This window comes from Thermus aquaticus, assembly GCF_001280255.1.
Lineage (GTDB): Bacteria > Deinococcota > Deinococci > Deinococcales > Thermaceae > Thermus > Thermus aquaticus.
In genome coordinates this window covers 365,617-389,467 of record NZ_LHCI01000106.1, presented here as the reverse complement: position 1 = coordinate 389,467, position 23,851 = coordinate 365,617, and the positions used below count along the sequence as shown (strand labels likewise).

Sequence of the window (23,851 nt, the reverse complement as noted above, 5' to 3'; positions counted from 1 at the left end):
GGAGGTGAAGAATGTACCCGGTCTGGGAAGGCTACCTAATCCACTCGGCCATAGTGGTGGCCATCATCGCTGTGGCTCACGTGCTCTTCTCCCACGTGACCGTGGCCGCCACTTGGTTCAACTGGTGGGTGGAGCGGAAGGCGCTTTTGGAAAACAAGCCCTACCTCCAGGACTACCTGAAAGCCTCCGCCCTGAGGCTCCTCATGCTGGCCTACACCCTTGGGGCCATGTTTGGGGTAGGCATCTGGTTTTCGGTCACCGCCAGCAACCCGAGGGGCATCTCTACCCTTATCCACAACTTCGTCTTCTACTGGGCAGCGGAGTGGTTTTGGTTCATCATTGACGTCTTCGGCATCGCCGTCTACTACTACACCTTCGGCCGGGTTACTCCCAAAACCCACGCCCGCATTGGCCTCATCCTGGCCCTAGCGGCGAGCGGCACCCTGGCCATCATCGTGGGTATCCTGGGCTTCAAGCTCACCCCAGGGGCGTGGCTCCAGACTGGCCTGAGCCTGGACGGCTTCTACAACCCCAGCTTCTGGCCCATGCTCTTCGCCCGCTTTGCCCTTATGTTTGCCCTCACCGCCCTGTACGCCCTCTTGGTGGCGGGCAGCCTCCCCAAGGACCATCCAGCGCGACAGGAAGTCATCCCCTTGGCAGGGAAGGTGGGGCTTGTAGGGCTACTGTTGGGCTCGGCCCTGGTGGTGTTCTGGTACGTGCCTAGCCTCCACGAGCACGCCAAGACTCTGCTCCGCATTCCTCAGGCCATCCAGCCCGTCTTCTACATCAAGATGGCGGCGGGGGTCATCGCCTCTGGTTTAGTGCTCATCACGGCCATCCTGTCCCCGAAGAGGGTCAGCGCTCCCTTGGGCTACCTGGCCTTGGCTCTGGCCTTCTTGGGGCTTTTTGGTGCGGAAAGGACCCGGGAAGTCCTCAGAAAGCCAGACGTGATCTATGGTTACATGGGCTCCAACCAGATCATCTTCGCCGAAAAGGCCCCTCGAGGGATCAAGGCCGAAGCTCCCCGGCTCAACGAAGAAGGGGTTTTGCAGCGCCTGCCTTTTGCTGTGGCCCCAGGAGCCAAGGGAGCCGGGCCCACAAGCGGTCAGGACCCTGTGGAGGCTGGGCGGGTCTTGGTAACCCTGCAGTGCTCCAGCTGCCACACGGTCAGCAAGAATACCGCCTTCCTAGGGGGTTTGCGCCCCTTGCCGGCCCTCCTGAAAAGGCGGGGGATGACCGATGCCCCGGCTATCCGCGCCTATCTGGAGGCGATTGGGGGGTTCCCCTACATGCACCCTACGGTTGGAACATCTGAGGAAAAGGAGTACATGGCCATGTACTTGGAGAGGCTGGTCAAGGAGTTTTTCCCCGAACTCAGGACGGAAGGAGGTGCCAAGTGAACCCGGAAGCCCTTCTATCCATGCGGGACCCGTTGGGAGCTCCCATCCACCCCCTGCCCATTCAGATTCTTTTGGTCGTCACCTACGTCCTGCACATCTTCTTTGTGACGGCTGCCATCGGTAGCCTGGCCGTGGGGCTGTATGGCCTCAGCCGGTCGGAGGAAAACTGGAAGCGCCTCGCCCAAGTGGCTGTGAGGCTGGCCACCCAGGCCACAGGGCTCGGCATCACCATGGGGATTGCCCCCCTCCTTTTCGTGCAGGTGATCTACGACCCCGCCTGGTACACGGCCACCACGGTCATGGGACTTTGGACCACCCTCTTCATCCCCGCCGTGGCCCTAGGCTACCTGTTCCTCTACATCCTGTACCTGAGGGGGAACATTGTCGGTGTGGGATACGTCTCCCTCCTTCTCCTCCTCCTGGCAGGCTGGATCATGCACAACCTATCCAGCTTCGGCCTTTACCCCTCCCGGTGGGTGGAGTGGTACGCCCCAGGCGGGGTGCCGGACACCCGCGGCGTGGCCTTCCACGGATACAACCTCCCTCGCTTCGGGGCCCTGCTCTTCGGCCAGGCCGCCCTTTCCTTGGGAGTGATGCTCTTCCTTTTCGCCTGGTACTTCCGCCGCCGCGAAGACGTGCCCCAAGCCTTTTTGGCCTTTGTGGAAAGCCAAGCCCGGGGAGCCCTGCGCCTGGGGTCTATCCTCTTCGGTCTCTTAGGAGCCGTTTGGGCCTTTAGCCAAGGGGCCGAGTTGGGAATGGCCCTCCCCGTTCTCATCGTCACCCTAGCCGTGGCCGCCACGTTCTTCCTCCACAGCCAGAAGGCCAGTTCCGAGAGGGCTTTGTCCACGTTGGGCCTTTACGGGCTGGCCCTCCTGGTAGTGGGAATCCTGCGGGAGGGGATGAGGACCGCAGCTTTGGGAAGGATGGGTTACGGCGTCTTGCAATACCCCTTTGTTTGGGACTGGGGTTCCATCCTCTTCTTTGTGGCCACGGCGCTGGCGGCTGTGCCGGTCATCGTCTACCTGGCCCAGGTGATTTACGCCTCCGGACTCAAAAAGGAAGGCGCTGACCCGGCGCCTAGCGTGGAACGGTTTGGGGATCTGGGAGTGCGCCTCCTGGTGGGGTGGTTCATCTTCTACTTCGCCCTTGGGCTTTACGTGCTGGCCCGCACCTTTTGAGAAAACCCGGGTCTGGGCCCTGGCCAAAGGCCAGGGCCCCTTCTATTCGGAGGGCTCCGATGAGACGGAAAAGGGCAGGCAAGGCCGGGAGTACGGCCCCCAAGCAGGTGGGGATAGCCTTGGGGTTGCCAGGCAGGTTGAGAATGGGGCTTTGTCCCCGCACCCCCGCTACCCCCCGGTAGAGGATGGCGGTGGGGGTGTCCAGGAGGCTCGCAGCCCGGATAGCCTCGGGCAGGCCGGGCATGGGCTTTTCCAGGAGGGGGAGGGTGGCCTCCGGGGTCACGTCCCGGGGCGCAGGCCCCGTGCCCCCCGTAGTCACCACGAAGCCCGAGGAGGCGACCAGGTCCAGAATGGCCCCCTGGATGGCCTCCACCTCGTCGGGGACCAGCAGGTAGCGGAACTCCAGGCGGTAGGGCAGGGCGCCTTCCAGGTAGGCCCGCACCGCGGGTCCGGAAAAGTCCTCGTAGACCCCCTGGCTGGCCCGGTCGGAAACCGTCAGGATGCCCACCCTAAGCAAGGGTTTTCCCTTCACGTCGCACCTCCGAAGACCCGCCTGGCCCCTTCGTCTAGGCTCCTGCGGTCCAGCCCCTCTCCGATGAAGACCAGGTGGTTCAGGCCGTCCCTGGCCTCGGCAAAACCCAGCTCCAGGTGGAAGACCAAGGGCTTGGGGGCCTCCCGGAGCCGGACCACCCCCTTGCCCCGGAGGAGACGGGAGCCGTGCAGGAGGAGGAGGACCCCTTTGAGCCAGGCTTCGAGGTCCCCCAGGGAGGCCTCCCCTGGGAGGACCACCACCCGGGCGTGGGCGTGGAGGTGGACCCCAGGGTGGAGGATGCGCAGGCTCCGGGGCGGGAAAAGGACCTCCTCCACCCCCACCCCCTCCCCCCGGACGATGGGCCGAACCTGGGCCGTGGGGTTCAACGCCTTGAGCCGGTCCAAGGCCTCCTCCCCTCTAGGGGCCAGGTCCACCTTGGAAAGGAGATCAGGTCGGCCAGGGCCAGCTGAGCCACGGCCTCTGGGTAGGCGAGGTGGGCCTCGAGGTGGAGGGCATCCGCCAGGGTCACCACCCCCGCCAGCCGGTAGGCCTCCTTGACCCCGGGAGAGGCCAGGGTGGCCAGCACGGGGCCGGGGTGGGCTAGGCCGCTGGTCTCCAGCAGGAGGTGGCCGGGGGGCTCCCCTCGGGCGAAACGGGCCAGGGCCCAGACCAGGTCCTCCGAGCGCCCACAGCACACACCCATCCGCTAGAGGGAGCACCTTTTCCCCGGCAATCAGGTCTCCGTCCAGAGGCACCTCTCCGAAATCGTTGACCAAGACCGCCATCCCAGGCCGCTCCCGGAGGAGGCGGTTCACCAGAGTGGTCTTGCCGCTTCCCAAAAAGCCTGTGATCAGGGTTGCGGGAATCCGCCCGCCTCCTCCCCCTTTGTCCGCGGCCATGGCCGAGCCTTCCCCCATTTGAGAAGAGATTATCATAATCATCCCGGGAAGACCAGGAGGGATAATGGGGCCATGCGGGTGGCGAGCCTGGTCCCCTCGGGAACCCTGATGCTCCGGGCCCTGGGCGTGGAACCCGTGGGGGTGAGCCACAGCTGCCCCAACCCCACCGGCCTTCCCGTGCTCACGGAAAGCCTCATCCCCGAGGGGCTCTCCCAGGAGGAGATAGACCAAAGGGTGCGGGAGGCCTACCGGAAGGGGCTTTCCCTCTACCGGGTGCGGGGGGAGGTGCTCTCCGCCCTGGCCCCCGACCTCCTCTTGACCCAGGGCGTCTGCGAGGTCTGCGCCCCCACCCCCAAGGAGGTGGGCCTGGCCCTGGGTTTCCTGACCCAGGCCCCCAAGGTGCTGGAGCTTCGGGGAACGCGCTTGGAGGACCTTTTCCGAGACCTGGAGGCCCTGGGCCGGGCCCTGGGCCGGGAGGACGAGGCCTTGGCCCTGGCGAGGGCCTTAAAGGAGAGGCTTGCGGCCCTCCCCCCACCCCCTTCCCCCAGGCCCCGGGTGGTCTTCCTGGAGTGGCTGGACCCCCCCTATTTGGGAGGCCACTGGGTGCCCGAGATGGTGGCCCTGGCGGGCGGGGCCTACCTGGGCCCGGGCCCGGGGGAGGCGAGCCGGAGGGCGAGCCCAGAGGACCTTCCCCAGGCCCAGGTGGTCTTCCTGGCCTTCTGCGGCTACGGCCTGGAGGCGGCCCGGGAAGCAGTGGAGGCCCATCTGGCCCGGGGCGGCTGGCTGGGGGAGTACCTAAAGGGGAAGAGGGGCTACCTCCTGGACGCCGCCCCCTTCCAGGCCCTCACCCCCTTGGTGGTGGAAGGGGTGGGCCTTCTGGCCCGGCTCCTGCGGGGGGAGAGGGTCCTCGGGGCCCTGGAGCTTAGCCTGCCCTGAGGGGTTTTGGAGGTGGTGAAGTGTTCGTGACCATGAACCGCATCCCCGTGAGGCCGGAGTACCGCGAGGCCTTTGAGGAGGCCTTCCGCCAGCGGGCCCGCCTGGCGGACCGGGCGCCGGGGTTCCTGCGCAACCTGGTCCTGAGGCCCAAGAACCCCGAGGACCCCTACATCGTCCTCACCCTCTGGGAGAGCGAGGCCGCCTTTTGGGCCTGGATGGAAAGCCCCGCCTTCCGCCAGGGTCGTGTAAGCATTTTGTGCGGCGGGGAGGCCGGAGCAGGTGGCTACCGATCAAAATCGCGGGCGTGGAGGCCCGAGTGTAAGGGCGGTAGGACCTCCCTCAGGGGGCAAGATACATCCAGTAAGGCTTCCTCAGCGGCTTGGCTCACGAGGACGTAGGTGTTCCCCCAGGGGGGCAGGTGGGGTAGACTGACCCCATGCTGCGGCTGGACACCCGCTTTCTGCCCGATTTTCCCGAGGCCTTGAAGGCCCACGCCCCCCTCCTGGAGGAGGCCCGAAGAAGCCTTCTGGCCAAGCGCAAGACCCCGGGGAGCATGCTGGGCTTTTTGGACCTCCCTGAGGACACGGAAACCCTTCGGGAGATCCGCCGCTACCGGGAGGCGAACCCCTGGGTGGAGGACTTCGTCCTAATCGGTATCGGGGGAAGCGCCCTAGGGCCCAAGGCCCTCGAGGCCGCCTTCAACGAGAGCGGGGTGCGCTTCCACTACGTGGACCACGTGGAGCCCGAGCCCGTCATCAAGCTCCTCCGCGCCCTGGACCCCAGGAAGACCCTGGTCAACGTGGTCTCCAAATCCGGCACCACCGCCGAGACCCTGGCCGGCTTCCTCGTCTTCCTGGACTGGCTCAAGGGCGCTCTGGGGGAGGCCTGGCGCCGCCACCTGGTGGTGACCACCGACCCCGAGGCGGGCCCCTTGCGGGCCCTGGCCGCGCGGGAGGGCTTGAGGGCCTTCGCCATCCCCAAGGAGGTGGGGGGGCGGTTTTCCGTCCTCTCCCCCGTGGGCCTTCTCCCCCTGGCCTTCGCCGGGGCGGACCTGGAGGCCCTCCTCATGGGGGCAAGAAAGGCCAACGAGACCGCCTTAGCCCCCGTGGAGGAAAGCCTCCCCTTGAAGACCGCCCTCCTCCTCCACCTCCACCGCCACCTGCCCGTCCACGTCTTCATGGTCTACTCGGAGAGGCTAAAGCACCTCCCCGAGTGGTTCGTCCAGCTCCACGACGAGTCCTTGGGGAAGCGGGACAAGGAGGGCAACCGGGTGGGCACCACCGCCCTCCCCGCCCTAGGGCCCCAGGACCAGCACGCCCAGGTCCAGCTCTTCCGGGAAGGCCCCCTGGACAAACTCCTGGCCCTGGTCGTCCCCGAGTCTCCCCTGGAGGACCTAAGGATTCCCCCCGCTGAGGGCCTCGAGGCTGCCTCCTACCTCTTCGGCAAGACCCTCTTTGGGCTTCTGAGGGCCGAGGCCGAGGCCACCTACCAGGCCCTGGCCGAGGCGGGGCAGAGGGTCTACGCCCTTTACCTCTCCCAGGTCTCCCCCTACGCCGTGGGCTGGCTCCTCCAGCACCTCATGTGGCAGACGGCTTTCCTGGGGGAGCTTTGGGGCGTCAACGCCTTTGACCAGCCCGGGGTGGAGCTGGGTAAGCGCCTCACCCGGGCCTTCTTGGAAGCGTGGAAATAAGCTCGTGATAAGCTAAACATAAGGAGGCGGCCATGCAGCGCCTGGAAAGCATTGGTATCAAGCCCCAAAAGCAGGTCTTCTGGAACACGGTCTCCCCGGTTCTGGTGGAGCACACCCTGGCCCGGGGGGAGGGGTTTTTGGCCCACAAAGGCCCCTTAGTGGTGGACACCACCCCCTACACCGGGAGAAGCCCCAGGGACAAGTTCGTGGTGCGGGAGCCGGAGGTGGAAGGGGAGATCTGGTGGGAGGAGGTGAACCAGCCCTTCCCGCCCGAGGCCTTCCAGGCCCTCTACGAGCGGGTGGCCGCCTACCTCTCCGGCCGGGACCTCTACGTCCAGGACCTCTACGCCGGGGCCGACCCCCGCTACCGCCTGCCGGTGAGGGTGGTCACGGAAAGCCCCTGGCACGCCCTCTTCGCCCGCAACATGTTCATCCTGCCCCGCCGCTTCGCCGAGGACGATGAGGTGGAGCACTTCGCCCCTGGCTTCACCGTGATCCACGCCCCCCACTTCCAGGCGGAGCCCGAGCGGGATGGCACCCGGAGCGAGGTCTTCGTGGGCATCAGCTTCGCCAGGCGCCTGGTCCTCATCGTGGGCACCAAGTACGCCGGGGAGATCAAGAAGAGCGTCTTCACCGTGATGAACTACCTCATGCCCAAGCGGGGGGTCTTCCCCATGCACGCCTCCGCCAACGTGGGGAAGGAGGGGGACGTGGCCCTCTTCTTCGGCCTCTCCGGCACCGGCAAGACCACCCTCTCCACCGACCCCGACCGCCCCCTGATCGGGGACGACGAGCACGGCTGGAGCCAAGAGGGGGTCTTTAACTTTGAGGGGGGGTGCTACGCCAAGGTCATCCGCCTCTCCCCGGAGTTTGAGCCCCTCATCTACAAGGCCGCCAACCAGTTTGAGGCCATCCTGGAAAACGTGGTGGTGAACCCGGAAAGCCGCCGGGTAGAGTGGGACGACGACACCAAGACCGAGAACACCCGCGCTTCCTACCCCATCACCCACCTGGAGAACGTGGTGGACTCGGGAAGGGCGGGCCACCCCAAAGCCATCTTCTTTCTCTCCGCCGACGCCTACGGGGTCCTGCCCCCCATCGCCCGGCTCTCCCCGGAGCAGGCCATGTACTACTTCCTCTCCGGCTACACCGCCCGGGTGGCGGGAACGGAGCGGGGGGTCACCGAGCCCAAGGCCACCTTCTCCGCCTGCTTTGGGGCGCCTTTCCTCCCCATGCACCCCGGGGTTTACGCCCGGATGCTGGGGGAGAAGATCGCCCAGCACGGGCCCAGGGTTTACCTGATAAACACCGGCTGGACCGGGGGGCCCTACGGGGTGGGGCACCGCTTTCCCCTTCCCGTGACCCGGGCCCTCTTAAAAGCCGCTCTGAATGGTCTTCTGGACGGGGTGGCCTACCGGAAGGACCCCATCTTCGGCTTTGAGGTGCCCCTCGAGGTTCCCGGGGTGCCCGCCGAGCTCCTGGACCCCCGGGGTACCTGGGCCGACAAGGAGGCCTACGACCGCCAGGCCCGGAGGCTTGCCCGGCTCTTCCAGGAGAACTTCCAGAAGTACGCCGACGGGGTACCCGAGGCCGTGCGCCAGGCGGGTCCTAAGGCGGGGTAGGCGCGCCTTTGGGGGTCGGGTCTGTGGGCCCGGCCCTTGTCCAATAGGGACCGGGGGTATTAGGCTTGGGGCCGGTGTGGGGCGAAGGGACAAATGTACCTCACCCTCGAGGACCTCTTTTTGGCAGAATGGAGGGCGCTAGCGCCTTGGGGAAGGGTGCCGCTATGAGCCAAACCTGGTTGAGCCGCTACGCCTGGGGGGTCTTGGTCTGGAACGCCCTGGTGGCCCTTTTTGGGGCCTACGTGCGGGCCACGGGCTCAGGGGCCGGGTGCGGGGCCCACTGGCCCACCTGCAACGGGGAGATCGTCCCCCGCGCCCCCCAGGTGGAGACCCTTATTGAGTTCACCCACCGGGCCACCTCGGGCCTGGCCTTCCTCTCCGTTCTCGCCCTTTTGGCCCTGTCCTTGCGGCTTCTGCCCAAGGGGCATCCCGCCCGCTTTGGGGCGGGCCTCGCCTTCCTCTTCATGATCACGGAAAGCCTGGTGGGGGCCTCCTTGGTCCTCTTCGGTTGGGTGGCCCACAACGTGAGCCCGGAGCGGGCCGTGGTGCAGATGGTCCACCTGGCCAACACCTACTTCCTCCTGGCCGCCCTTACCCTCACCGCCTGGTGGGCCTCTGGGGGTGCCCCCTTGCGCCTTCGGGGCCAGGGGGCGGTGGGCCTCGCCCTCCTTCTGGGCTTTCTCGCCCTCCTCTTTTTGGGCATGAGCGGGGCGGTCACCGCTCTTGGTGACCTCCTCTTCCCCGTGCGGAACACCCTCGAGGCCCTGGAGCGCTCCTTGACCCCGGGGGAGCACTTCCTGGTGCGCCTTAGGGTCCTCCACCCCCTGATCGCCGTGAGCGTGGGGCTTTACGTGGTCTTCGCCGGGTATCTGGTGGCCCACCTGCGCCCCTCGGAAAAGACCCGCCTCTTCGCCCATCTCCTGGCCTACCTCTACGGGGCCCAGCTCCTGGCGGGTCTGGTCAACGTGGCCTTGAAGGCCCCGGTCTGGATGCAGATCCTCCACCTCTTCTTGGCCTACGCCGTCTGGATTCTCTTCGTTCTCCTCTCAGCCGCCGCCTTGGCCCAGGGGGCCAGGCGGGTGGAGCTAGGCGAGGGGGGTGGCGAGGTCCACCGAGGGACCGGCGGGGCTACCTGGAAGGACTACCTGGCCCTCACCAAGCCCCGGGTCATCAGCCTCCTTCTCCTCACCACCCTCCTTTCCATGATCATCGCCGCCCAAGGCTGGCCGGGCACGGGCCTCTTTCTCCTGGTGGCCCTGGGGGGGTACATGATGGCAGGGGCCGCCAACGCCATCAACATGGTGGTGGACCGGGACATTGACGCCCGCATGAAGCGCACCGCCCAAAGGCCCACGGTCACCCAGAAGATCGGAAGCCGGGAGGCCCTCCTCTTCGCCTTCGTCCTGGCCCTCTTGGCCTTCCTCTTCCTCTGGTGGGGGGCCAACCTCCTGGCCGCCACCCTGGCCCTTATGGGCCTCATCTGGTACGTCCTGGTCTACACCTTCTACCTGAAGCGGCGCACCTGGCAGAACATCGTCATCGGGGGGGCGGCGGGGGCCTTCCCGCCCCTGGTGGGCTGGGCGGCGGTGACGGGGGAGCTCAACCTCTTCGCCTGGTACCTCTTCGCCCTCATCTTCTTCTGGACCCCCGTGCACTTCTGGGCTTTGGCCCTCATGATCCAGGACGACTACCGGGCCGTGGGGGTGCCCATGCTCCCCGTGGTCCTGGGGGAGCAGGTCACGGTGATGCAGATCGCCCTCTATGCCCTCCTCACGGCCATGATTTCCCTCATGCCCCTCTTTATGGGGGAGCTTGGCCTCCTCTACCTGGTTCTCAGCCTGGTCCTTAACGGCTTGCTTATCCTAAAGAGCTTGGCCCTCTACCGCCAGCCGGAGCGCAGGACGGCGGTTTCGCTGTATAAATACTCCATGCTCTATCTGGCCCTGCTCTTCTTGGGCATGGCGGTGGATCGGGCGCTATAGGGAGGGAGTGGATGAGAAGAGGTGTAGCGGCGCTGAGCTTTTTAGGTCTGGGTCTGGCCCAGGAAGCGCACCGGGTGGGCATCACCCGCCCCGGGGGCTCCTTCAACCAGGAGGTGGCCTTTCTCTGGCCATGGGTTTACTTCTTCTCCATCGTGATCTTTCTGGTGGTGGCCGGGGCCTTGGCCTACGTCACCTGGAAGTTCCGGGCCAGGCCGGGGCAGGAGGGGGAGCCGCCCCAGGTCCACGGGAACGACCGCCTCGAGGTCATCTGGACCCTCATCCCCTTGGGCATCATCCTGGTCCTCTTCGGCCTCACGGCCAAGGCCCTCATCCAGGTAAACCGCCCCATTCCCGGGGCCATGAAGGTGGAGGTCACCGGCTACCAGTTCTGGTGGGACTTTCACTACCCCGCCCTTGGCCTCAGGAACTCCAACGAGCTCATCCTGCCCGCTGGGGTTCCCGTGGAGCTGGAGGTCACCTCCAAGGACGTGATCCACTCCTTCTGGGTGCCGGGGCTTGCGGGCAAGCGGGACGCCATTCCGGGACAAAAGACTCTGATTCACTTCACCCCTAAAGAAGTCGGGAACTACTACGGCTTCTGCGCCGAGCTCTGCGGCCCCAGCCACGCCCGCATGCTCTTCCGGGTCCTGGTGGTGCCCAAGGAGGAGTTTGACCGCTTTGTGGAGGCGGCCAAGGCCTACACGCCCCCCGTGGCCGACGCCCGAGGCCATGAGGTCTTCCAGCAGAACTGCATGGCCTGCCACGGGGTCCAGGGCAAGATGCCCCCGGCGGTCATCGGGCCCGAGCTGGGCTTCGTGGGCAACCGCGTGAGCCTGGGGGCGGGGATCGTGGACTACACCCCGGAGAACCTGAAGGCCTGGATCAAAGACCCCGCCAGCATGAAGCCGGGGGTGAAGATGCCGGGCTTCCCCCAGCTGTCCGAAGAAGATCTGGATGCCCTGGTCCGTTACCTGGAGGGGCTTAAGGTGGAGGGCCTGGACTTCAAGGCTCTGCCCAAGTTCTAGGAGGTAAGGATGGCCATTACCGCCAAGCCAAAAGCCGGTTTCTGGGCGGTCCTTTGGGACCTCTTAACCACGGTAGACCACAAGAAGATCGGCCTCATGTACACGGCCACCGCCTTCTTCGCCTTCGCCCTGGCGGGGGTCTTCTCCCTCCTCATCCGGGCGCAGCTAGCGGTGCCCAACAACGGGCTCCTGACCGGGGAGCAGTACAACCAGATCCTCACCCTGCACGGGGCCACCATGCTCTTCTTCTTCATCATCCAGGCGGGGCTCACCGGTTTCGGCAACTTCGTGGTGCCCCTGATGCTGGGGGCCAGGGACGTGGCCCTGCCCCGGATAAACGCTTTCAGCTACTGGGCCTTTCTGGGAGCCATCATCCTAGCCCTCATGAGCTACCTCTTCCCCGGCGGGGCTCCCAGCGTGGGCTGGACCTTCTACTACCCCTTCTCCGTGCAGTCGGGGAGCGGGGTGGACTTTTACATGGCGGCCATCCTCCTCCTGGGCTTCTCCAGCCTCCTGGGCAACGCCAACTTCGTCGCCACCATCTATAACCTCAGGGCCCAGGGGATGAGCCTTTGGAAGATGCCCATCTACGTCTGGAGCGTCTTCGCCGCCAGCGTCCTCAACCTCTTCAGCCTGGCGGGGCTCACCGCCGCCACCCTCCTGGTCCTCCTGGACCGGAAGATCGGCCTCACCTGGTTCAACCCGGAGATCGGCGGGGATCCCGTTCTCTTCCAGCAGTTCTTCTGGTTCTACTCCCACCCCACGGTCTACGTGATGCTCCTGCCCTACCTGGGGATCCTGGCTGAGGTGGCCTCCACCTTCGCCCGTAAGCCCCTTTTCGGCTACAAGCAGATGGTCTGGGCCCAGATGGGCATCGTGGTCCTGGGGACCATGGTCTGGGCCCACCACATGTTCACCGTGGGGGAGAGCACCATCTTCCAGATCGCCTTCGCCTTCTTCACCGCCCTCATCGCCGTGCCCACGGGGGTGAAGCTCTTCAACATCATCGGCACCCTCTGGGGCGGGCACCTGCAGATGAAGACCCCCCTCTACTGGGTGCTGGGCTTCATCTTCAACTTCCTCCTCGGGGGGATCACTGGGGTCATGCTCTCCATGACTCCCCTGGACTACCAGTTCCACGACTCCTACTTCGTGGTGGCCCACTTCCACAACGTCCTCATGGCGGGCTCGGGCTTTGGGGCCTTCGCTGGGCTTTACTACTGGTGGCCCAAGATGACGGGCCGCATGTACGACGAACGCCTGGGCCGGCTCCACTTCTGGCTCTTCCTGGTGGGCTACCTCGTCACCTTCCTGCCCCAGTACGTCCTGGGCTACCTGGGCATGCCCCGGCGCTACTACACCTACAACGCCGACATCGCCGGCTGGCCCGAGCTGAACCTGATCTCCACCATCGGGGCCTTCATCCTGGGGCTGGGCGGCCTGGTCTGGATCTACAACATGTGGAAGAGCCTGCGCTCCGGGGAGAAGGCCCCCGCCAACCCATGGGGCGGCTACACCCTGGAGTGGCTCACTGACTCCCCGCCCAAGGCCCACAACTTTGACGTGAAGCTCCCCGCCGACTTCCCCTCCGAGCGGCCCCTTTACGACTGGCAGAAGAAGGGGGTGGAGCTGAAGCCGGAGGACCCAAGCCACATCCACCTGCCCAACAGCTCCTTCTGGCCCTTCTACTCGGCCGCCACCCTCTTCGCCTTCTTCGTCAGCGTGGCGGCCCTGCCGGTGCCCAACGTCTGGATGTGGGTCTTCCTGGCCCTCTTCGCCTACGGCCTCGTCCGTTGGGCCCTCGAGGACGAGTACAGCTACCCGGTGGAGCACCACACCTTAACCGGCAAGTCCAACGCCTGGATGGGGATGGCCTGGTTCATCGTCTCGGAGGTGGGCCTCTTCGCTATCCTCATCGCCGGGTACCTGTACCTGCGCCTCACCGGGGCGGCCACGCCCCCTGAGGAGCGGCCCGCCCTCTGGCTCGCCCTCCTCAACACCTTCTTCCTGGTGAGCTCCTCCTTCACCGTCCACTTCGCCCACCACGACCTGAGGCGGGACCGTTTCAACCCCTTCCGCTTTGGGCTCCTCGTCACCATCATCCTGGGCGTTCTCTTCTTCCTCTTCCAGGCCTGGGAGTTCTACCAGTTCCACCACCACTCCTCCTGGCAGGAGAACCTCTGGACAGCGGCCTTCTTCACCATCGTGGGCCTCCACGGTCTGCACGTGGTCATCGGTGGCTTCGGCCTCATCCTGGCCTACCTCCAGGCCCTCCGGGGCAAGATCACCCTGCACAGCCACGGCACCCTCGAGGCCGCCAGCATGTACTGGCACCTGGTGGACGCGGTCTGGCTCTTCATCGTGGTCCTCTTCTACATCTGGTAGCGGTCCTAACCAGGCCCCCTGCCCTAGGGGCGGGGGGCTTTGCTATTTCTTGAGGCATGCGGCTTCTGGTGGTGGACTTTGACTACTTCTTCCCCCTGCCCCAGGGCCCCGATCCCCTTTTCGCCTGGGCCCACTTTGAGACCCCCTACTATCTCCTCGAGGCCTGGGAGGAGCGGGCCCTGGCCTTTCTTCTGAGGGGGCTTCCCCTGCCGGAGGCCCGGGGGTGGGAGGGGTTTTGGGACCGCTTCGCCTTCGCCCCGGGGGCGGTGCTCTACTATGCCGATTCCAACGCCTTGGCCTTTCACGAGAGGGTGCGCCAGGGGGTGGAGGAGGTGGTTCTCTTTGACCCTCACCACGACGCGGGCTACCGGCCCCTGGGAACAGAGCCCGCCTGCGACGACTGGATGGTCTACTACCACCGCCTGGGAGCCCGCCTAAAGGTCTTTTACCCGCCCTGGCGGGACCCGGCCCAGGAGCCCGAGCCCAGGGTGCCCCTAAGGCGGGAGGTGGACCCAGGGGGCAGGGTGGAGGGGGTCTTCCACCGGGTCTTCCTCTGCCGGAGCGGGGCCTGGGTGCCTCCCTGGGTGGATCCAGCCTTCTTCGCCTTCTTGGAGTCGGCCCCCCTGCCCAAGGAGGCCCTGGAGCCCCTGGCCCCCCGCCCTTTTGACCTGGAGGCCCTGAGGTCCCGGGCCCGGGAGGAGGCCTTGGGCCTCTTCATCATGGAAACCTTGCGCAGGTCCTCTTAGCCCCCTATAATCGGGAAGGCCTTGGGCCGTTAGCTCAGCTGGCAGAGCAACCGACTTTTAATCGGTAGGTCGCAGGTTCGAATCCTGCACGGCCCACCACCTGCCCCCTTCTAGGGGGCCCGCTTTTTGGGAGTTGCGGGTCCGGCCCCAAGGCCCTAAACTGGGTAGGCGCGTGGGCCCTTTGGGTGTGCGTGGCCCCATCGTCTAGCGGTCAGGACGCGGCCCTCTCAAGGCCGAAACGGGGGTTCGATTCCCCCTGGGGTCACCATGGGCGGCTAGCTCAGCTGGTCAGAGCGCTCGCCTTACAAGCGAGAGGCCAGAGGTTCAAGTCCTCTGCCGCCCACCAGGGTCTGGTCTTTCCCCCGCCCCTTGGGCGGGGTTTTTGAGTACCCCACTGCGGTTTTCGCCGCGGTGGGGGCCCCAGAAAAGCCTTTAGGCCCGACTTGGGCGCCCTACGGTGCGCCACCAAAGTGCGGGCACCTAGGACCTCTGTAGGAGGCTTCTGATCCCTTCGGGAAGGGGTTCCTCGGGGAAGAGGGCCTGGAAGCGCCGGGCCAGGTCCTGGAGGAGGGGCCTAAGGGCCTCGTCCCGAAGGGCCTCGGGGTAGAGGTCCTGCATCTCCCTAAGAAGGGCTTCCCGGGCCAGGTGCCGGGCCACCAGGAGGGCCTCGCCTTCTAGGGCGCTCGCCCTTCCCCGCTTGAGGCGCTCCGCCTCCTTGCGCACCCAGGGGGCCTCGAGGAGGCGGCGGCAGGTGGGGCAGGGGTGGGTTTCGCTGGGCGTTTGGCAGATGGGGCAGGGGCTTCCCCTCTGCCTACCAAAGAGGGCCAAGGCGGCCCGGGCCACGGCCTCCCGCATCTCCGGGGGGGCCTTTTGCGCCAGCTCCAGGGCCTTGCGGCCCGCCTCCGGGCCTGGTCCGGAAGAAGGGGCCTCGGCCTCTTTCCTTGGCCTTGGGGCCTCGCTTCCCACCTGAAAGCGGATCTCCTTGACCATCCCGGGAAAGCGCTCCTCGTAGCGCCTGAGGAGGGCCAGGCGGCTGTAGGTGAGCTGGTGGGCCACCACGGGGTCGGGCACCTGGACCAGGAGGACCCCCCCTTCCAGGGCCACGGGCTCGGTGATCTGGGCCAGCTCCCGGCCCACCACCTCCCGCCAGGCGGCCAGGACCAGACCCCGCTTGAGCCTCTCCTTTCCCCCGGCCCGCTTCAGGGCCTCGGGGATGACCTCCTTCACCCGCCAGGGCACAGGACCACCCCCTCCTGCACCCAGCATACCGGCACCCCCTCCGGGGCCAGAAGCCCGGCCAGAATGGCCTGGGGAAGGCTTTTGGCGTAGGCCAGGAGGGCGGCGCGGCGGGCCTCGTCCAGCTCCTCGCTCCACTCGTCCACCAGAAGGAGGGGAGGCTCCCCGTGGTGCTCGCTGAGGAGGCGGTGCTCCGCCAGGCGCAGGGCCAGGGCCAGGGCCTTGGCCTCCCCCCGGCTGGCGAAGCGGTGGGCGGGGCGGCCCCCAAGGAGGAAGACCAGGTCGTCCCGGTGGGGCCCCACCAGGGTCTGGCCCCGGAGGCGCTCCTCCTCCCGCCTGGCCGCCAGGGCCTGCAGGAGGCCCTCAGGGGCGGTCTCCTCCAGCCTAAGGCCCACCTCTCCCGGGGCCAGGGTCTGGTGGACGCTCTGGAAGAGGGGCAGGAAGCGCTTCAGGAAGCGGCGCCGCAGAAGCGTGATCTCCTCGCCGTAGCGGGCGAGCTCCTGGTCCCAGACCGAGAGGCTGTTGCCCCCCGTCTTCAGGAGGGCGTTTCTCTGGCGGAGGGCCTTCTCGTAGGCGGAAAGGAGGGCGGCGTAGCGCCGGGAAAAGCGGGCCAGGAGGTGGTCCAAAAACCCCCGCCTTTCCTCTTTGGGACCCAGGACCACCTCCACGTCCTCGGGGAGGATGAGGACCGACCCCGGAAGCTCGTAAAGGGCCCTGAGGCCGACGGGCCTTTCGTTTAGGCGGATCTCCCGGCCCTCGAGGCCGATTCGCTGCTCCACCCGAAAGACCCCGAGCTCCGTCTCCACCTCCGCCTGAAGCCAGGCCTCCTTCTCCCCAAAGCGGATCAGGTCCTCGAGGGTCCCCCGCACCTCCCCCCCCAGGGCCAGGTGGATGGCCAGGAGGAGTCCCGTCTTCCCCTGGGCGTTTCCCCCCACCAGGGCCAAGGGGCCAGGAGGGGGGCGGAACAGGGAGAAGGCCAGGTTGCGGAAATGCCGCTGCCGAAAGGCCAGAAGCCGCATCAGAGCCGAACCCTGCGGAAAAGGGCGGGGAGGAAGAGGAGGGTGAGGGCAAGGAGGATGGCCCCCAGGAGGTAGGGGGCCTCCGGGGCCAGGCGGTAAAGCCCCGTGCCCAGGATGGGGCCCAGCATCCGCCCCAGGGCCTGGGCCGAGCCGTTGAGGCCCGCCACCAGGCCCTGCTCCCCCTCACCCACGGCCAGGGAGAGGCCCGCCGTGACCCCAGGCCCGGCCAGGGCCGCCCCTGCCCCCTGCAGGGCCAGGCCCAGGGTGAGGGCGAAAAAGCCCTTCGCCTGGACCAGGATCAAAAAGCCCAGGATGCCCACGGGAATCCCCGCCAGGAGGAGCGTCTTGGGCGGCCAGGAAAAGCGGCGCACCAAAAACCCCTGGATGAAGACCGCCACCAGGCCGTAAAGGACCAGGGCCGTTCCCACCGCCTTGGCCGTGGCCACCCCGGAAAGCCCCAGGCGGTCTTGGAAGTAGAAGGCGATGGTCTGCTCCAGGGCCACGCTGGAGACGTTCAGGGCGAAGCCCAGAAGGAGCAGGGGGAAGACCCTGGGGTCCAGGGGGGAAAGCCCGCCCACTCCTTGGTGTCCGCCCGGCCTGGACTCGGGAAGGACCAGGTAGACGAAGAGGGCGTTTAGGAGGGCGATCCCCGCCGAGAAGAAGACCGGGGCCAGGAGGCCCAAGGCCGCGGCGAGGCCCGCGCCTAAGGCCGGCCCCAGGATCACCGCCAGGCCAAAGGCCGCCCCCAGAAGGGCCATGCCCCCGGTGCGGCTTTCCCGGCCCGTGATGTCGGCCACGTAGGCCTGGGCCGTGGGCAGGGTAGCCGAGCTGAAGGCCCCGCCGAGGAGCCGGGTGAGGAGGAGCAGGGGGAAAAGAAGGCCCTGGGGAATAAGCCCTTTCTGCCCCAGGAGGGCGAAGAGGCCAAAGAGGAAAAAGCTTAGGGCAAAGCCCAGGATGCCCAGGAGGAGGATGGGCTTACGCCCCCGCTCGCTCCGGCGGCCCCAGTAGGGGGAGAGGAGGAACTGCATGAGGGCGTAGCCCGTGGAGAAGAGGCCCACCTGGACCTCGCTTAGGCCCAGCTCCCGGGCCAGCGGCCCCAGGATGGGGAAGAGGATGGATAGGCCCAGGATGCTGTTGAAGAGGGTCAGGAAGAGGAGGCCCAAGGGCGACATGCCGGGCGACATGCCCAAGAGTTTACCCGAAGCGCCCGGTGATGTAGGCCTCCGTGTAGGGGTGTTTGGGCTTGGTGAAGATCTCCTCCGTGGGCCCCTCCTCCACCAGCACCCCCAGGTGCATGAAGAGGGTGCGGTCGGAAACTCGGGCGGCCTGCTGCATGTTGTGGGTGACGATGATCACGGTGTAGCGGCTCTTGAGCTCCAGGATCAGGTCCTCAATGGCCTGGGTGGCGATGGGGTCCAGGGCGCTGGTGGGCTCGTCCATGAGGAGGAGGGGGGGCTCCACGGCGATGGCCCGGGCGATGCAAAGGCGCTGTTGCTGGCCTCCGGAGAGCCTCAGGCCGCTTTGTTTCTTGAAGACCTCCCTCACCTCCTCCCAAAGGGCCGCCCGCTTCAGGGCCGCCACCACCCGGTCCTCCAGCTCGCTCCCCTTTACCCCCATGAGGCGCAGGCCGAAGGCCACGTTCTCAAAGATGGTCTTGGGGAAGGGGTTGGGCTTCTGGAAGACCATGCCGATGTGCCGGCGCACCGCCACCGGGTCCACCCGGGGATCGTAGATGTTCACCCCCTCGTAGAGGACCTCCCCCGTGACCCGCACCCCGGGGATGAGGTCGTTCATGCGGTTGAGGGAGCGCAAAAGGGTGCTCTTGCCGCACCCCGAGGGGCCGATGATGGCGGTCACCTGGTTCCTGGGAAAGCGCACGCTGATGTCAAAGAGGGCCTGCTTGTTCCCGTAGAAGAGGCTGAGGTTGCGGACATCCACCAGGGCCTCGGCCTCGGGGACGGGAGCGGTGCGCACCGTCTCGTGGTTTTGCAGAATCTCTAGCTTCACCATTCCCTCCTGAAGCGGTTCCTAACGTACAAGGCGGCCAGGTAGAGCCCCGAGAGCACCAGGAGCATGACCAGGATGCCCGCTGCGGCCACCCGGGCGAACTCGGGCTGGGGCTGGCTGACCCAGAGGTAGATCTGCACCGGGATCACCGTGTACTCGGAGAGGACTCCGGTGGGGTAAAAGGGCACGTAGGCGGCGGCGCCCACCAGGAGAAGGGGGGCGGCCTCGCCGATGAGGCGGGCGGCGGAGAGGATGACCCCGGTCACCACGCCGGGGAGGGCGGCGGGGAGGACCACCTGGAAGACCACCTGCCTGCGGGTAGCCCCCAGGGCGAAGGCCGCCTGCCGCTGGGACTCGGGCACGGCCCTCAGGGCCTCCCGGGCGGTCACCGTGATCACGGGGATGCCCAAGAGGGCCAGGGTGAGGGCGGCGGCCAGGACCGTGGGGCCAAAGCCCATCTCCCGCACGAAGAAGGCCAGGCCCAAAAGCCCGTAGACGATGGAGGGCACCCCGGCCAGGTTGCGGAGGTTGACCTCGAGGATGCGGTTCAACCTACCCTCCCGCAGGTACTCCTCCAGGAGGATGGCCGTGCCCACCCCCACGGGGATGGCGATGAGCAGGGCCAAGGTGAGCACCCAGACCGTGCCCGCCACGGCCACCCCCATCCCGGCGATCAGGGGGTTCCGGGAGGGAAAGCGGGTGAGGAAGGTCTGGTCCAGCCAGGGGTTGAGGACCAGGCGCTCCCCTTCCCCCAGGCCCGCCTTGAGCTCCTCCCACCGCCTTAGGCCCTGGAGGAGGGGGAGGTCCAGAACCCGCTCATCGTAGGAGCCCGTGACCACGTAGCGGAGGGGCCCCTCGTGGGTGTTCCACATGAGCTCCACCCGGTTTTGGTTGAGGAGCGCCCGGAGCTCCTTGGGGTCCTTCAGCATGGCCTCCGCTTCCTCTTCCGTGTACCCCTCCTGGAGGAGGGCCGCTCTTAGGGCCTCCTGCCAGGCAGTGCCCAGGGGAAAGGTTTGGGAAAGGCCCACATCGGAGCGCACCACCTGCACGGAGAAGCTCCGGTAGAGGGTGTCCAGGAGGAGCCAGGAGAGGAGGGCCAAGGCCAGGAAGAGGGGAAGGACCAAGGCGCGGGCGAAGACCCGGTCTATCCGCGCCTTCCAGGGGTCGCCGCCTTGGGTCTTTGACAAGAGGGGCTCACTCATAGCGCTCCCGGTAGCGTTCCACCACGTACTGGGCCAGGATGTTGAGGCCCAGGGTCATGAGGAAAAGCGTGGCCCCCACGGCAAAGAGGGCCAGGGAGGCCGTGGAGCCCGCGGGCTGGTCCCCCGTGGCCGCCTGCACGATGAAGCTGGTCATGGTGGCGATGGTCTCCCGGGGGTCCAGGGTGAGGGTGGGGCGCTGCCCGGCGGCGATGGCCACGATCATGGTCTCCCCGATGGCCCGGCTGGTGGCCAGGATGATGGCGGCGATGATGCCGGAGATGGCCGCGGGGAAGACCACCCTTAGGGCCACCTCGTAGGGCCTAGCCCCCAGGGCGTAGGCGGCCTCCCGGATGGCCCGGGGCACGGACTGCATGGCGTCTGCGGCCACGTTGGAAACGTAGGGGATGATGGCGAAGCCCATCACCAGCCCTGCGGAAAGGGGGTTGAAGATCTGCAGGCCGGGGATGAACTTCTGCAGGAAGGGGGTGACGGTGAGGAGGGCGAAGTACCCCAGGACCACCGTGGGGATGCCCTCAAAGAGCTCCAGGACCCCCATGACCCGGGCCCGCACCCGGTGGGGGGCCACCTCGGAGATGTAGATGGCCAGGGCGAGCCCCAGGGGGATGGCCACCGTGAGGGCGATGGCCGTGACCAAGAGGGTTCCGGCGATGAGGGGGGCGATGCCGTAGCGGGGCTCGGCGAAGAGGGGGGTCCATTCCGGGGCGAAGAGGAACTCCGTGAGGGGCACCCTGCGGAAAAACTCCACCACCTCTCCCAGGAGGCTCAAGACCACCCCCAGCGTGGTGAGGAGGGTCACGGCGCCGAGGAGAACCAGGAGGGCGAAGGTGAGGACCTCCTTGGGGTTGCGGGAAGGGGCTTGGCGTAAGAGCTCCATGCCGTCGTCCATTCTAAGGGGGGTGGGGGCGGGGCTTGCCCCCACCCCCACCCTTGCCCGGCTTACCTCAGTTCCTTCCTAAGCTCCTCCACGAACTTGGAGAGGGGGGTGCCGATGGGCAGGTCCATGAAGAAGGTGCCCGTCTTCCTCCGCTTCACCAGCTCCTGGCCGATGGCGTAGGCCTCGGCGGGGAGCTCAATGTACCCCGTGCTGCGGATGGCCCGCCGGGCCGCAGGGGACAGGTAGAAGTCCACGAAGTCCTGGACCTCCTTGCGCTCCAGGCTCTTCACGTTCACGTAGATGAAGAGGGGTCGGGCGAGGGGCTGGTAGGAGCCGTCCAGCACGGTTTCCCTAGTGGGAAGGACGCACCCCTTGCCGTTATCAATGGCCACGGGCTTCACCTTGCCCTTGTTCTCCTCCACATAGGCTAGACCCAGGAAGCCCATGGCGTAAAGGCCTGCGGCAACCCCCCGGATGGTCACGTTGTCGTCCTCCGTGGGCTGGTAGTCCTTGCGGATAGCCCCCGACTTGCCCATGATGGCCTCGGTGAAGTAGTCAAAGGTGCCGGAGTCCGTGCCCGCTCCGAAGAGGACGATGCGGGCTTTGGGCCACTCCTTGCGCACGTCGGACCAGAATTGCACCTTGGAGTTGGGCTCCCAGATGGCCCTGACCTCGCTCGTCTTCAAGCAGGTGGCCCAGGTGTTCCTGGGGTTCACGATGACGGAGAGGGCATCGTAGGCCACGGGGATTTCAATGAACTTGATCCCGTTCTTCTCGCACTCCTCCAGCTCCGCCTTTTTGATGGGGCGGCTGGCGTTTTGGATGTCGGTTTCCCCGCGGCAGAACTTCTTGAACCCGCCCCCGGTGCCGGAGAAGGCCACGGCGACCCTGACCCCGGGGTTCCGCTGGGTAAACTCCTCCGCCACCGCCTGGGTGACGGGGTAGACGGTGGAGGACCCGTCTGCCCGGATCTGGGCCATCCCCAAGCTAGCCAGCACCGCCATCAACAGTCCCGCTACCAGTTTCTTGCCCATAGCTAACCTCCCGAACTAAAGGATGCCAACCCTTTGTCAGGAGAGTGTCAGGGCTACGTTCGTCAAGGCTTCGTCAAGGCCCGCCAGGTTGTAAAGCCCCCGCCGGATCACCGCCCCGCCCAGAAGCCTCTCCCCGCGGTAGAAGGCGGCGCTCTGCCCCGGGGTCACGGCGAAGACGGGGGTGAGGAAGCGGAGGCGAAGAGGGCTTGAAGACTCCACCACCGCCCTCACCGGGGGCGTGCGGTAGCGGACCTGGACCTCCACCTCCTCCGGGAGTTCCTCGAGGAGGTTTTCCCCTTCGGCCTCCATCCCCTCCCAAAGGGCGGCCTCCTTGGGCCCCACGTAGACCACGTTCCGCTCCACGTCCAGGCCCACCACGTAGCGCTCCAGGTGGGTCTTCCAAAGGCCCAGGCCCTTCCGCTGGCCTAGGGTGTAGAGGCTCGCCCCCTCGTGCTGGCCCACCACCTCCCCGGTAAGGATGTCCACCAGGGGGCCGGGCCGCGCCTTCAGGCGCTCCTTAAGGAAGCCCTTTAGGTCCCCGGCCACGAAGCAGAGGTTCTGGCTTTCCGGCTTCCTGGCCGTGGGGAGGCCCGCCTCTTGGGCGATCTGCCGCACCTCCTTCTTGGTCAGGTGGCCCACGGGGAAGAGGAGGTGGGGAAGGGCCTCCTTGGGGGTACCCCAGAGGAAGTAGCTCTGGTCCTTCTCCTTGTCCAGGCCCCTCAGGAGGGCCTCGCCCTTGCGCCGCACGTAGTGGCCGGTGGCCACGTAGTCCAGGCCCAGGCGCCTGGCCTGCTTCAGGAGGGCGCCGAACTTGACGAAGGTGTTGCACCGGGCGCAGGGGTTGGGGGTGCGCCCCCGGGCGTAGTCCTCCAGGAAGGGGGCGATGATGGCCTCCTCAAAGACCTCCCGGTAGTCCAGGAGGTAGAAGGGGATGCCCAGGAGGTCCGCCACCCTCCTCGCCTCGTAGGCGGCGTCCGGGGTGCAGCAGCTCTCCCAGGCCCGGGCCGCGCCCGTTTCCAGGCTCACGGGGGGCAGGTCGGGCCAAAAGCGCATCATGGCCCCCACCACCTCGTAGCCCGCCTCCTTCAGGAGGTAGGCGGAAACGGAGGAGTCCACCCCTCCGGACATGGCCACCAGGACGCTTCGCCTCATGCCACCACCTTTTCCCCCACCGCCGCCTCCGTGCTCCTGATGGCCACCTCCACCATGTCAGGCGTGGGCTCGGCCACGGTGAGGGCCTGGAAGCGGAAGCCTAGCCCCCGGAGGAGGCGGGAGACGGGGTCGTCGTGCCGGGCGGAGAAGTAGAGGAGCTCAAAGGCCAAGGCCGCCACCAGGGGCAGGAAGAGGACCCGGGCCAAAAGCCGCCACCAGAGGACCTCCGGGGCGGGGATGAGGCTGTAGACCAGGACGGAGACCACGATGACGAAGGCGATGAAGGTGGTGCCGCACCGGGGGTGGAAGCGGGGCTGGGCCATGACGTTTTCCACCGTGAGGGGAAGCCCCTTTTCGTAGGCGTGGATGGCCTTGTGCTCCGCCCCGTGGTACATGAAGAAGCGGCGGATCTCCGGCATGCGGCCGATGAAGAGGAGGTAGCCCACCAGGATCCCCACCTTGATGAGGCCCGCCAGGAGGTTGTAGAGGACGGGGTAGCGGGCCGGGTCCAGAAGAAGGCCGGAGAGAAAGCCGGGAAGCACGATGAAAAGCCCCAGGCCCAGGAGGAGGCTGAAGGACACGGTGGCCCAGAGGGCCCCCTTGGGCATCTCTTCCTCTCCGCCCGCGAGCTCGGCGCTCCGGGCCAGGGCCCGGTAGCTGACGGAGAGGGCGTCAAAGAGGGCCACCACCCCCCGGAGGAGGGGGAGCCTGGCCCAGGGGTAGCGCTCGGATAGCGCCTTTTCCTCGTGGCGCTCCACGTGGATCTGTCCGCCGGGGAGGCGCACCGCCAGGGCCCAGGCCCAGGGGGCCTTCATCATGACCCCCTCGAGGGCCGCCGCCCCGCCGAGAGCCGCCTGCTTGGCCAGAAGAAGAAGCCGCATCCCCCCCATTCTGCCACGCCCGGGCGTGGT

Annotated in this window: 21 protein-coding genes, 3 tRNA genes and 1 pseudogene; 13 read left to right on the top strand and 12 right to left on the bottom strand. The window is 66.8% G+C overall.

Going from position 1 to position 23,851, the window contains the following annotated elements:
* The first annotated feature begins 11 nt into the window (after positions 1-11).
* A complete protein-coding gene (locus BVI061214_RS03040; RefSeq protein ID WP_053767239.1) occupies positions 12-1,400 on the top strand; it encodes a hypothetical protein in 1,389 nt (462 codons plus the stop codon).
* Positions 1,397-2,578 (top strand): hypothetical protein, encoded by a 1,182-nt coding sequence (locus BVI061214_RS03035; protein ID WP_053767238.1) that lies wholly within the window; start codon positions 1,397-1,399, stop codon positions 2,576-2,578. The genes BVI061214_RS03040 and BVI061214_RS03035 overlap by 4 nt, the downstream gene beginning before the upstream one ends.
* Here BVI061214_RS03035 and mog read toward each other — a convergent pair.
* The 3 genes and pseudogenes from mog to BVI061214_RS13715 all read right to left on the bottom strand — a co-directional run bounded on the left by mog (position 2,529) and on the right by BVI061214_RS13715 (position 4,009).
* Positions 2,529-3,110, bottom strand: a complete 582-nt coding sequence (gene mog, locus BVI061214_RS03030) for a molybdopterin adenylyltransferase (protein ID WP_082333113.1) — start codon at positions 3,108-3,110, stop codon at positions 2,529-2,531. The two genes, BVI061214_RS03035 and mog, sit on opposite strands and share 50 nt — an antisense overlap.
* The gene (locus tag BVI061214_RS13405; RefSeq protein ID WP_248841714.1) at positions 3,107-3,514 is read right to left on the bottom strand and encodes a GTP-binding protein; all 408 of its coding nucleotides are present in this window, start codon (positions 3,512-3,514) and stop codon (positions 3,107-3,109) included. Before BVI061214_RS13405 ends, mog begins: the two co-directional genes overlap by 4 nt.
* Positions 3,493-4,009, bottom strand: a pseudogene (locus BVI061214_RS13715) (GTP-binding protein). Before BVI061214_RS13715 ends, BVI061214_RS13405 begins: the two are co-directional and overlap by 22 nt.
* 72 nt (positions 4,010-4,081) lie before the next feature.
* Between BVI061214_RS13715 and BVI061214_RS03015 the strand changes: the two are divergent.
* The 11 genes from BVI061214_RS03015 (at position 4,082) to BVI061214_RS02965 (ending at position 14,741) form a co-directional block, all read left to right on the top strand.
* Positions 4,082-4,945 carry an ABC transporter substrate-binding protein gene (locus tag BVI061214_RS03015; RefSeq protein WP_053767235.1) on the top strand — a complete coding sequence of 288 codons (864 nt, stop codon included), beginning with the start codon at positions 4,082-4,084 and terminating at the stop codon, positions 4,943-4,945.
* A gap of 20 nt (positions 4,946-4,965) precedes the next feature.
* Positions 4,966-5,343 (top strand): antibiotic biosynthesis monooxygenase family protein, encoded by a 378-nt coding sequence (locus BVI061214_RS13710; protein WP_248841713.1) that lies wholly within the window; start codon positions 4,966-4,968, stop codon positions 5,341-5,343.
* A gap of 38 nt (positions 5,344-5,381) precedes the next feature.
* The gene (gene pgi / locus BVI061214_RS03005; RefSeq protein WP_053767234.1) at positions 5,382-6,635 is read left to right on the top strand and encodes a glucose-6-phosphate isomerase; all 1,254 of its coding nucleotides are present in this window, start codon (positions 5,382-5,384) and stop codon (positions 6,633-6,635) included.
* A 32-nt stretch (positions 6,636-6,667) separates the two neighbouring features.
* Positions 6,668-8,257, top strand: coding sequence for a phosphoenolpyruvate carboxykinase (ATP) (gene pckA / locus BVI061214_RS03000; RefSeq protein ID WP_053767233.1), 1,590 nt, complete (start codon positions 6,668-6,670; stop codon positions 8,255-8,257).
* A gap of 164 nt (positions 8,258-8,421) precedes the next feature.
* Positions 8,422-10,239: a heme o synthase gene (locus BVI061214_RS02995; RefSeq protein ID WP_053767232.1), complete on the top strand. Its 1,818-nt coding sequence runs from the start codon at positions 8,422-8,424 to the stop codon at positions 10,237-10,239.
* Positions 10,240-10,250: 11 nt separating this feature from the next.
* The gene (coxB, locus tag BVI061214_RS02990) at positions 10,251-11,264 is read left to right on the top strand and encodes a cytochrome c oxidase subunit II (RefSeq protein WP_053767231.1); all 1,014 of its coding nucleotides are present in this window, start codon (positions 10,251-10,253) and stop codon (positions 11,262-11,264) included.
* Between the two features lie 9 nt (positions 11,265-11,273).
* Positions 11,274-13,649 carry a cytochrome c oxidase subunit I gene (gene ctaD / locus BVI061214_RS02985; protein WP_053767230.1) on the top strand — a complete coding sequence of 792 codons (2,376 nt, stop codon included), beginning with the start codon at positions 11,274-11,276 and terminating at the stop codon, positions 13,647-13,649.
* Between the two features lie 56 nt (positions 13,650-13,705).
* Entirely contained in the window at positions 13,706-14,395 is a 690-nt protein-coding gene (locus tag BVI061214_RS02980; protein ID WP_003046636.1) for a hypothetical protein, read from the top strand.
* A 23-nt stretch (positions 14,396-14,418) separates the two neighbouring features.
* Positions 14,419-14,494, top strand: a tRNA-Lys gene (locus BVI061214_RS02975).
* Between the two features lie 94 nt (positions 14,495-14,588).
* Positions 14,589-14,663 (top strand) — tRNA-Glu (locus BVI061214_RS02970).
* A gap of 1 nt (position 14,664) precedes the next feature.
* Positions 14,665-14,741 (top strand) — tRNA-Val (locus BVI061214_RS02965).
* 134 nt (positions 14,742-14,875) lie between these two features.
* On the opposite strand, the gene BVI061214_RS02960 is transcribed toward BVI061214_RS02965, so the two are convergent.
* From BVI061214_RS02960 to BVI061214_RS02920, 9 genes are all read right to left on the bottom strand, one after another.
* Complete coding sequence (locus BVI061214_RS02960) at positions 14,876-15,634, bottom strand: DciA family protein (RefSeq protein WP_053767229.1); 759 nt, start codon at positions 15,632-15,634, stop codon at positions 14,876-14,878.
* Positions 15,619-16,650 (bottom strand): DNA replication/repair protein RecF, encoded by a 1,032-nt coding sequence (recF, locus tag BVI061214_RS02955; protein WP_053767228.1) that lies wholly within the window; start codon positions 16,648-16,650, stop codon positions 15,619-15,621. Before recF ends, BVI061214_RS02960 begins: the two co-directional genes overlap by 16 nt.
* Positions 16,650-17,822: an MFS transporter gene (locus BVI061214_RS02950; protein ID WP_053767227.1), complete on the bottom strand. Its 1,173-nt coding sequence runs from the start codon at positions 17,820-17,822 to the stop codon at positions 16,650-16,652. The genes recF and BVI061214_RS02950 overlap by 1 nt, the downstream gene beginning before the upstream one ends.
* 22 nt (positions 17,823-17,844) lie before the next feature.
* Entirely contained in the window at positions 17,845-18,660 is an 816-nt protein-coding gene (gene pstB, locus BVI061214_RS02945) for a phosphate ABC transporter ATP-binding protein PstB (protein ID WP_053767226.1), read from the bottom strand.
* The gene (pstA, locus tag BVI061214_RS02940) at positions 18,654-19,859 is read right to left on the bottom strand and encodes a phosphate ABC transporter permease PstA (protein WP_053767225.1); all 1,206 of its coding nucleotides are present in this window, start codon (positions 19,857-19,859) and stop codon (positions 18,654-18,656) included. The genes pstB and pstA overlap by 7 nt, the downstream gene beginning before the upstream one ends.
* Positions 19,852-20,754 (bottom strand): phosphate ABC transporter permease subunit PstC, encoded by a 903-nt coding sequence (gene pstC / locus BVI061214_RS02935; protein WP_053768565.1) that lies wholly within the window; start codon positions 20,752-20,754, stop codon positions 19,852-19,854. The genes pstA and pstC overlap by 8 nt, the downstream gene beginning before the upstream one ends.
* A 62-nt stretch (positions 20,755-20,816) precedes the next feature.
* The gene (locus tag BVI061214_RS02930) at positions 20,817-21,788 is read right to left on the bottom strand and encodes a PstS family phosphate ABC transporter substrate-binding protein (RefSeq protein ID WP_053767224.1); all 972 of its coding nucleotides are present in this window, start codon (positions 21,786-21,788) and stop codon (positions 20,817-20,819) included.
* 36 nt (positions 21,789-21,824) lie between these two features.
* Positions 21,825-22,940, bottom strand: coding sequence for a tRNA 2-thiouridine(34) synthase MnmA (gene mnmA, locus BVI061214_RS02925; RefSeq protein WP_053767223.1), 1,116 nt, complete (start codon positions 22,938-22,940; stop codon positions 21,825-21,827).
* Entirely contained in the window at positions 22,937-23,821 is an 885-nt protein-coding gene (locus BVI061214_RS02920; RefSeq protein WP_053767222.1) for a DUF1385 domain-containing protein, read from the bottom strand. The genes mnmA and BVI061214_RS02920 overlap by 4 nt, the downstream gene beginning before the upstream one ends.
* Positions 23,822-23,851 lie beyond the last annotated feature (30 nt).

Bases quoted from the DNA above. Each gene is read 5' to 3' on its own strand.
- ctaD (WP_053767230.1), top strand. From the start codon at position 11,274: ATGGCCATTACCGCCAAGCCAAAAGCCGGTTTCTGGGCGGTCCTTTGG.
- BVI061214_RS02920 (WP_053767222.1), bottom strand. From the start codon at position 23,821: ATGCGGCTTCTTCTTCTGGCCAAGCAGGCGGCTCTCGGCGGGGCGGCG.
- recF (WP_053767228.1), bottom strand. From the start codon at position 16,650: ATGCGGCTTCTGGCCTTTCGGCAGCGGCATTTCCGCAACCTGGCCTTC.
- BVI061214_RS02995 (WP_053767232.1), top strand. From the start codon at position 8,422: ATGAGCCAAACCTGGTTGAGCCGCTACGCCTGGGGGGTCTTGGTCTGG.
- BVI061214_RS03040 (WP_053767239.1), top strand. From the start codon at position 12: ATGTACCCGGTCTGGGAAGGCTACCTAATCCACTCGGCCATAGTGGTG.
- mnmA (WP_053767223.1), bottom strand. From the start codon at position 22,940: ATGAGGCGAAGCGTCCTGGTGGCCATGTCCGGAGGGGTGGACTCCTCC.
- pstA (WP_053767225.1), bottom strand. From the start codon at position 19,859: ATGAGTGAGCCCCTCTTGTCAAAGACCCAAGGCGGCGACCCCTGGAAG.
- BVI061214_RS02980 (WP_003046636.1), top strand. From the start codon at position 13,706: ATGCGGCTTCTGGTGGTGGACTTTGACTACTTCTTCCCCCTGCCCCAG.
- pckA (WP_053767233.1), top strand. From the start codon at position 6,668: ATGCAGCGCCTGGAAAGCATTGGTATCAAGCCCCAAAAGCAGGTCTTC.
- BVI061214_RS02950 (WP_053767227.1), bottom strand. From the start codon at position 17,822: ATGTCGCCCTTGGGCCTCCTCTTCCTGACCCTCTTCAACAGCATCCTG.
- coxB (WP_053767231.1), top strand. From the start codon at position 10,251: ATGAGAAGAGGTGTAGCGGCGCTGAGCTTTTTAGGTCTGGGTCTGGCC.
- pstC (WP_053768565.1), bottom strand. From the start codon at position 20,754: ATGGAGCTCTTACGCCAAGCCCCTTCCCGCAACCCCAAGGAGGTCCTC.
- BVI061214_RS03015 (WP_053767235.1), top strand. From the start codon at position 4,082: ATGCGGGTGGCGAGCCTGGTCCCCTCGGGAACCCTGATGCTCCGGGCC.
- pstB (WP_053767226.1), bottom strand. From the start codon at position 18,660: ATGGTGAAGCTAGAGATTCTGCAAAACCACGAGACGGTGCGCACCGCT.
- pgi (WP_053767234.1), top strand. From the start codon at position 5,382: ATGCTGCGGCTGGACACCCGCTTTCTGCCCGATTTTCCCGAGGCCTTG.
- BVI061214_RS02930 (WP_053767224.1), bottom strand. From the start codon at position 21,788: ATGGGCAAGAAACTGGTAGCGGGACTGTTGATGGCGGTGCTGGCTAGC.